Genomic DNA, 7,040 nt, shown 5'->3' with positions numbered 1-7,040 from the left:
CCGTACCGGCAGCGGACCCGCACGGACCCTCCGGCGGGTGCGCGCAAGGTGGCGGTGCAGTACCGGGCGATGCCGATCGACTGAGCGACGGCTCCGGCTTGCACAGTCAGGTGTGAAGGATTATTTTCGAAGTATGTCCTTCACATCTGGCTCGTCGCGCTGGTCGGACGTCTGGCTCGCCGCCGCCGCCCGGGGCACGTCGAGCTGCGGGGACTTCCTCGCCGTCGCCGCGCTCACGCTCGCGCTCCAGTCCGCCGGGGCCGGTGGGCTCGCCGTCTCCGGGCTGCTTCTCGCCGCCACGCTGCCGCTGGTCGCGCTCGCCCCGATCACCGGCCGCCTCGCCGACCGGGTGGACAGCCGAGTCCTGCTGGTCACCGCCGGTCTGGTCCAGGCCGGGATCTGCGTGGCGCTCGCGTACGCGCGGGATCCGATGCTGGTCATCGCGTTGGTGGCGGCGCTGGCGACCGGGCTCGCGGTCACCCAGCCCGTGATCTCCGCGCTGGTGCCGGTCATGGTGCGGCCCGAGGACCTGCCCCGGGCCGGCGCGCTCAACCAGACCGCCGGCACCCTGGGCGCGCTCGCCGGGCCCGCGCTGGCCGGGCTGCTCGTCGGGCAGTTCGGCACCCGGGTGCCGCTGCTCATCGACGCGGTCAGCTACCTCGCGCTGGTGGTGGCCGGGCTGCTCATCCGTACCCGCCGGGGTGGTCGCGGGACCGCGGCGGCCGACGTCGCCGCGGCGTCCGCGCCCGCCTGGCGGCTGCGGCAAGACCCGTTGCTGGTGGCGATGGTCGGCAGCGTCGCCGCGGTGGTCGGCGCGGTCGGCGCGATCAACGTGATCGAGGTCTTCTTCATCCGGGAGACGTTGGGCAGCTCCACCACCGTGTACGGCCTGGTCACCGGCGCCTGGACGCTCGGCGTCGTGGTCGGCGCCTGGCTGTTCGCCCGGGTCGCCCGCCGGCTCGCCGACGACGGCGCGCTGCTCGGGGCCGGGCTGGTGCTGCTCGGCGGCTGCTGCCTGGCGGTGCTCGCCTCGGCGGCGGTGCCGACGGCCTGGCTGCTCGTGCCGATCTGGCTGCTGGGCGGCGTGGGCAACGGCGGCGACAACGTCTTCAACAACCTGCTGCTGGCCCACCGGGTGCCCGAGGCGGCCCGGGGCCGGGCGTTCGCGGTCTTCGGCGCGGCGGTGCAGGGCGCGGGGATGGCCGGCTATCTGGCCGGCGGCCTGCTGCTGGAGGTGGCGGATCCCCGGCCGCTGGTCGCCGGCTGCGGGGCGGTCGGCCTGCTGGTGGTCGCGGCGCTGGCCGGGCCGGTCCGCCGCGCGGTACGCGCCGAGCGCCGCGCGTTAACCAGGGCACCTTCCTCTCCCCCGGCGGGGCGGGGTGGGGGTGGCGGGGATACGGTCGGGTCATGGCCGACCGCATCGCCCGCCCCCGGGTTGGGCACATCCAGTTCCTGAACTGCCTGCCCATCTACTGGGGGCTGATGCGGTCCGGCGCGCTGCTCGACGTCGACCTGCACAAGGACTCACCGGACCGGCTCAGCGCCGACCTGGTCGCCGGTGACCTCGACATCGGCCCGATCACCCTGGTGGAGTTCCTGAAGCACGCCGACGAGCTGCTGCTCCTGCCGGACCTGGCGGTCGGCAGCGACGGCCCGGTGCTGTCGGTCAACGTGGTCTCCACCCGGCCGCTCGGGGAGCTGGACGGCGCGCGGGTGGCGCTGGGCTCGACCTCGCGTACCGGGGTGCTGCTGGCACAGGTGTTGCTCGCCGAGCGGTACGGCGTGCGGCCGGAATACTTCCGCTGCCCGCCGGACCTGACCCAGATGCTGCTGGAGGCGGACGCCGGGGTGCTGATCGGCGACGTGGCGTTGCGCGCGCTGTACGAGGCGCCCGGCAAGGGCCTCGCGGTGACCGACCTCGGGCAGGCCTGGCACGACTGGACCGGGCTGCCGATGGTGTTCGCCGTCTGGGCGGTCCGCCGTGACTTCGCCGCCGCCCACCCGGGGCTGGTCAAGGAGGTGCACGAGGCGTTCCTGCGCTCGCGTGATCTCTGCCTGGCCGAGCTGGACCAGGTGGCCGAGGCGGCGGCCCGCTGGGAGCCGTTCGACGCGGCGACCCTGGCCACCTACTTCCGCACGCTCGACTTCTCGCTGGGCGAGCGGCAGGTGGCCGGGCTGCGGAAGTTCGCCCGCCGGGCCGCCGCGTACGGGGAGGTGCCGGTGCTGCCGCCGGGCGGCCCGGAGTTCTTCCAGGGCTGAGCGGGGGTCAGGTGGCCGGGCGCAGCAGCGCCTCGGTGATCTTTTCGCAGGCGTTCATGCCGTACTCCCATCCGCCGAGGCTGAACGGGCTGCGGACCATCACGCCCATCGTCCAGGTGTCCCCCACGGCCAGGCAGTTGACGTGGTATTCCTTCTCCTCCTGCCGGTCGATCCACCCGTTCTTGATGGCGATCTTCTTCCGTTCGGCGGCCGGGAACGCCTTGCGGATGCCGAAGTCACCGGAGCCGCGCACCAGGCGCATCTCGTTGAGCAGCCACTTCGTCCACTTCGGCCCGGCCGCCCGGCCGTCGTCGATGCAGAGGCCGAGTCGCGCGGTGTCCCGCGGGGACAGCAGCGTCCGGCTCCAGCCGCCGTCGTCGGCCACCTTGCTGTCGGTCAGCCCGCACATCGTGATCAGTCGCTTGATCGAGTTGGCGCCGCCCACGCTCTTGTAGAACTCCTGGGCGCGGGTGTTGTCGCTGTCGCGAATGATCATCGTGGCGTCGGCGAGCTTCGCGTCGCTCGGGGTCTTGCCCGACTCGGCACTGCGGCGCAGGTAGTCGGCCACCACCCAGGACTTGATCAGGGATGCGGTGGTGCTGGTCTCGCCCATGTTCGCCGAGCCGATGATCTTCCCGGTCCGCTTGTCCAGCACGGACCAGGCGTACCAGCCCTTGAGGTCGAGGTCGTCGAGGTCCTGGGCCTGGAACGGCAGTGGCTCCAGCGACGGCGACGGGGCGGGCCGGGGCCGGGCGTTGCGGTCGGTGGGCTTCGCGGTGGACCGTTCGCCCCCCACGTTGGTGCGCGTGGCGGCGGTCGGCTGCAACGGCGAGCCGGGGACCAGCCGGAACGAGAGGACCAGCAGGCCGGCCAGGGCCACCGCCACGGCGCTGAACGCCAGTGGACGGCGGTGGCTGCCGGGGCGTCGCCGGGTGCCGGCCATCAGAGCTTCCCGACCGGCTGCTGCGGCACGTTCAGGGCGGCGCCGGGCAGCGGGGTGACGAGCTGCGAGGCGACGCTGGCGCAGACCTTCGACCCGTACGACAGGCTGGTTCTGCTCGAATAGCGCATCATCACTGCGAGACTCCACTTCTCGGTCATCGCCAGGCAGTTGACGTGCCAGTTGCCGTCGTAGGCGAGTCGGGTCCAGCCGTTCTTGATGTGCACCGGGCCCTGGCTCTTGATCGAGGCGGGCAGGCCGTCGACGATCCCCCACCTGCCGCCGCCGGCCCGCTCCCGTTGTTCCAACACGCTGCCCTCGACATGGGCCATCTCGTTCAACACCCACCTGGTCCACTTGGGGCCGGCGGCCTTGCCGTCGGCGATGCAGTCACCGAGCCGGACGGCGTCCCGGGAGGACATCCGGGTGAAGCTCCACCAGCCCTCGTATTTGGGGACGTCGCCGCGCTTGGTGTCGGTCAGGCCGCAGATCCTGATCGCCCGACCGATGACCGGGCCGGGCTGGCCGCCGGGCGGCACCCGGTACGACCCGCCGGCCGCCGCGTAGACGGAGTCGGTCGCTTCGTCATCACTGTTCCGGATGGCCCGGCTGGCGTCGTCCAGCCTGTCTGCCGGCGGTTTCCGGTCGCCGAGCTGGCGAAGGTAATCGGAGACGATCCAGGCCTTGATCATCGACTCGGTGGTGCTGGTCGAGGCCAGGTTCGGGGAGCCGGAGATCGCGCCGGTGGACCGGTCCAGCAGCGCCCAGGAGAAGAACTCGCCCGAGAAGTCCACCGAGACGGGGCCGGCGGCCAGGGTCGGCGGCGGCGGCGCGGTCGGGGTGGGCGCCGGCACCTGGGTGCCGCCGCCGATGCCACCGGGGCCGCTCGGGCCCTCTCCACTGGAGAGCTTGGCGAACGCGGCCGGCACCAGGATGCCGCCGCCGACGAGGATCGCAACGACGGCGAGCACCAGGGTCACGCGGGGTCGCATGAGTGGGTGGACTCCAGATATCTGGCCGGGGGGACCGGCGCGCATGTGTTCGGCCCGATCGCCGCAGGCCGGGGGAGGGTGGCCGGTGCGGTGCGATCAACGGCAGCCGATCGGTGTGCAGGGGAAGTCTACTTCCGAACGGACGATTCGCCAGATCTCGGCACCCGTCGACCCGCCGTAGCGGTAGGACATTGAGACACTTTGACCACCTTGAGAGGTTTCGTGTTGGTCAAGTGATCGAGGTCACGCCGACTCGTCGCTCACGGTGACTTTCGGCTCACGCGGACGCTGGTGGAAACCTGTTACACCCTCTGGTGTCGTCCGGCGCGAGCTGTAACACTGGCTTCATGTATGGCAACGACTTCGCCCCGCCCGAGGACGGTCCGGGCGGCGGCCTGCTCGGCGAGGTGGAGGCCGCGGAGGCGGCGCTGCGCGAGGCGGCGGCGCGGGCCCGGGGCGGCGCTCCGGCGCCGGACGAGGACGTCGAGGCGTACTTCGCCGACGTGATCGACGCCGACCAGAAGATCGAGCCGCGGGACTGGATGCCGGAGGCGTACCGGAAGACACTGATCCGGCAGATCGCCCAGCACGCCCACTCCGAGATCATCGGGATGCAGCCGGAGGGGAACTGGATCAGCCGGGCCCCGTCGCTCAAGCGCAAGGCGATCCTGCTGGCCAAGGTGCAGGACGAGGCCGGCCACGGCCTCTACCTCTACGCGGCGGCCGAGACGCTCGGCATCAGCCGGGACGAGCTGGTGGAGCTGCTGCTCGACGGGCGGCAGAAATACAGCTCCATCTTCAACTACCCGACCCTGACCTGGGCCGACGTCGGTGCCATCGGCTGGCTCGTGGACGGTGCGGCGATCGTCAACCAGGTGCCGCTGTGCCGCTGCTCCTACGGTCCGTACGCGCGGGCCATGATCCGGGTCTGCAAGGAGGAGTCGTTCCACCAGCGCCAGGGCTACGAGATCCTGCACACGCTGGCGCACGGCACCGCGGCCCAGAAGGCGATGGCCCAGGACGCGGTGGACCGCTGGTGGTACCCGTCGCTGGCCATGTTCGGCCCACCGGACGGCGACTCCACGCACAGCGCCCAGTCGATGGCCTGGAAGATCAAGCGCTTCTCCAACGACGAGCTGCGTCAGCGTTTCGTCGACATGTGCGTCGGCCAGGCCGACGTGCTCGGCCTCACCATCCCCGACCCGGGCCTGCGCTGGAACGACGAGCGCCAGGCGTACGACTACACCCAGCCCGACTACGCGGAGCTGATGCGGGTCATCAAGGGCGACGGGCCGTGCAACCGGGAGCGGATGGCGCACCGGCAGCGGGCCCACGCCGACGGCGCCTGGGTACGGGAGGCCGCCGCGGCGTACGCCGCGAAGCGGGTCCAGCGGAAGGAAGCGGTGGCCCTGTGACGGAGCAGTCCTCACCCCTGTGGGAGGTGTTCGTGCGGGCCCGGCGGGGCCTGTCGCACACCCACGTCGGCAGCCTGCACGCCCCCGACGCCGAGCTGGCCCTGCGTAACGCCCGTGANCCTTCTTCGACCCGGCGGCCGACAAGGTCTACCGTCACCCGACGTTCTACGAGGTGCCGGACGGGGTGGCCCACCTGTGAACCGGTTCGACTTCGCCCTCGCCCTCGGTGACGACGCGCTGATCGCGGCGCAGCGGCTCGGCGAGTGGACCTCCCGCGCGCCCGAGATGGAGGAGGACGTCGCGCTGGCCAACATCGCCCTCGACCAGTTGGGCGCGGCCCGGCTGCTGCTCACCTACGCGGGCGAGCTGGAGGGCGCCGGCCGCGACGAGGACGCCCTGGCCTACCTGCGCGACGACCGCGAGTTCCGCAACTGCCTGCTGGTCGAACTGCCCAACGGCGACTTCGGCGTGACCATGGCGAAGCTGTTCTTCCTGGCCGCCTGGCAGCTTCCGCTCTACACCGCGCTGGCCGGCTGCGCCGACGACCGGCTGGCGGCCGTGGGCGGCAAGGCGCGCAAGGAGTCGGCGTACCACCTGGACCACGCCGCGCTCTGGGTGAAGCGGCTCGGTGACGGCACCGACGAGTCGCACCGCCGGATGCAGGACGCGGTCGACCAGGTCTGGCCGTACGTCCACGAACTGTTCGTCGCGGACCCGGCGGCGCCGGTCGACCCGGCCACCCTGTGGCCCGCGTTCGACGCCACGGTGGCCGCCGTGCTGGACGAGGCGACGCTGACCCGCCCGGCGACGGGCTGGACGCCGGGCGGCGGCCGGCAGGGCCTGCACACCGAACACCTCTCCTACCTGCTGGCCGAGATGCAGGTGCTGCACCGCGCCCACCCCGGAGCGCTCTGGTGAGCGCGAGGAGCGCAGCGCAGCGGAGCCCCGCAGTCGCGAACGGAAGGTGGCTCTGGTGAGCGCGAGGGATGCCGTGGCGGCGGTGGTGGACCCGGAGATCCGGGTGATCACCATCGACGAGCTGGGCATCCTGCGCGCGGTCGAGGAGGAGCCGGACACCGGCCGGGTCGTGGTCACCATCACCCCCACCTACACCGGCTGCCCGGCCATGGACGTGATCCGGTCGGACATCCGCCGCGCGCTGGCCGCCGCCGGCCACCCGGACGCCGAGGTCCGCACCGTCCACAGCCCGGCCTGGAGCACCGACTGGATCTCCGAGCACGGCCGGACCAAACTGGCCGCGGCCGGCATCGCCCCGCCGGCTCCGCGCGGCGACGACACCGTGGTGCCGCTGACCCTGGCGGTCCGCTGCCCACGCTGCGGGTCGCCGGAGACCACGCAGGTCAGCCGGTTCGGCTCCACCGCGTGCAAGGCGCTGTGGCGCTGCCGGTCCTGCTCCGAACCCTTCGACCACCT

Annotated in this window: 8 protein-coding genes; 6 read left to right on the top strand and 2 right to left on the bottom strand. The window is 72.3% G+C overall.

Features of this window, described 5'->3' with window-relative positions; genetic code table 11:
- Window positions 1–133 precede the first annotated feature (133 nt).
- Together B1205_RS05140 and B1205_RS05135 are read left to right on the top strand one after the other, a co-directional pair.
- Window positions 134–1,456: an MFS transporter gene (locus B1205_RS05140; protein WP_089154562.1), complete on the top strand. Its 1,323-nt coding sequence runs from the start codon at window positions 134–136 to the stop codon at window positions 1,454–1,456.
- Window positions 1,408–2,259 carry a menaquinone biosynthetic enzyme MqnA/MqnD family protein gene (locus tag B1205_RS05135; protein ID WP_089154561.1) on the top strand — a complete coding sequence of 284 codons (852 nt, stop codon included), beginning with the start codon at window positions 1,408–1,410 and terminating at the stop codon, window positions 2,257–2,259. Before B1205_RS05140 ends, B1205_RS05135 begins: the two co-directional genes overlap by 49 nt.
- 7 nt (window positions 2,260–2,266) lie before the next feature.
- On the opposite strand, the gene B1205_RS05130 is transcribed toward B1205_RS05135, so the two are convergent.
- Both B1205_RS05130 and B1205_RS05125 read right to left on the bottom strand, forming a co-directional pair.
- Window positions 2,267–3,202 carry a hypothetical protein gene (locus B1205_RS05130; protein WP_089154560.1) on the bottom strand — a complete coding sequence of 312 codons (936 nt, stop codon included), beginning with the start codon at window positions 3,200–3,202 and terminating at the stop codon, window positions 2,267–2,269.
- Window positions 3,202–4,191, bottom strand: a complete 990-nt coding sequence (locus B1205_RS05125; RefSeq protein WP_089154559.1) for a hypothetical protein — start codon at window positions 4,189–4,191, stop codon at window positions 3,202–3,204. The genes B1205_RS05130 and B1205_RS05125 overlap by 1 nt, the downstream gene beginning before the upstream one ends.
- Before the next feature lie 347 nt (window positions 4,192–4,538).
- On the opposite strand from B1205_RS05125, the gene paaA reads away from it, so the two are divergent.
- The 4 genes from paaA to paaD form a co-directional block, all read left to right on the top strand.
- A complete protein-coding gene (gene paaA / locus B1205_RS05120) occupies window positions 4,539–5,606 on the top strand; it encodes a 1,2-phenylacetyl-CoA epoxidase subunit PaaA (RefSeq protein ID WP_089154558.1) in 1,068 nt (355 codons plus the stop codon).
- The gene (locus tag B1205_RS05115; protein ID WP_369597252.1) at window positions 5,603–5,836 is read left to right on the top strand and encodes a hypothetical protein; all 234 of its coding nucleotides are present in this window, start codon (window positions 5,603–5,605) and stop codon (window positions 5,834–5,836) included. The genes paaA and B1205_RS05115 overlap by 4 nt, the downstream gene beginning before the upstream one ends.
- Window positions 5,802–6,524: a 1,2-phenylacetyl-CoA epoxidase subunit PaaC gene (gene paaC, locus B1205_RS05110; RefSeq protein ID WP_089154557.1), complete on the top strand. Its 723-nt coding sequence runs from the start codon at window positions 5,802–5,804 to the stop codon at window positions 6,522–6,524. The genes B1205_RS05115 and paaC overlap by 35 nt, the downstream gene beginning before the upstream one ends.
- A 52-nt stretch (window positions 6,525–6,576) precedes the next feature.
- On the top strand, window positions 6,577–7,040 hold a 464-nt coding region (gene paaD / locus B1205_RS29515; RefSeq protein WP_176308470.1), incomplete at its 3' end, for a 1,2-phenylacetyl-CoA epoxidase subunit PaaD.

The sequence above is a fragment of the Micromonospora sp. NBS 11-29 genome, from assembly GCF_002140155.1.
Classification (GTDB): Bacteria; Actinomycetota; Actinomycetes; order Mycobacteriales; family Micromonosporaceae; genus Micromonospora.
This window is presented reverse-complemented; position numbering and strand designations above follow the sequence as displayed.